The 484-nt window shown below is 74.4% G+C and carries 1 protein-coding gene; it reads right to left on the bottom strand.

Going from position 1 to position 484, the window contains the following annotated elements; all coding sequences use genetic code 11:
- Window positions 1-484: (2Fe-2S)-binding protein (locus G3I71_RS46950; RefSeq protein ID WP_203733130.1), on the bottom strand; the 484-nt coding region annotated here is incomplete at both ends.

The raw sequence follows: 484 nt of genomic DNA on the forward strand, positions 1-484 counted from the left end.
GGTCACCGGGTCGGGCTGCAGCACGTGCCCGATACCGAGCGAGGACAGGATCGACGCGACGACCGGCTTGCAGACCGCGCAGCCGCGGCCCTGCCCGTGCCGCGCGACGATCTCGGAGAACGTCCGCAGCCCCTCGGCGCGCACGAGCGCGTACAGCTCGGCGCGCGGCATGCCGAAGTGCTCGCACATCGCGTTCGAGACCGTGAACCCGGCCTTCTCGAGCGTGCCGTTGACGACCTTCGTGAGCAGCGGCACGCACGACCCGCAGACCGTGCCGGCGCGCGTGCAGGTCTTGACCTCGCCGACGCTGCGGCAGCCGTGCTCGGTGACGGCGGCGCGCACGGTGCCGACCGACACGTTGGAGCACGAGCACAGCACGACGTCGTCGGGCAGGTCGGTCTGCACGGGCGCGGCACCGCCGGCGGGCGCGAGGAACGCCGACGGGTCGGCGCCCAGCGGCCGGCCGAGCAGCGGGCGCAGCTGC

This window comes from Streptomyces sp. SID12501, from assembly GCF_010550245.1.
Taxonomy (GTDB): Bacteria; Actinomycetota; Actinomycetes; order Streptomycetales; family Streptomycetaceae; genus Streptomyces.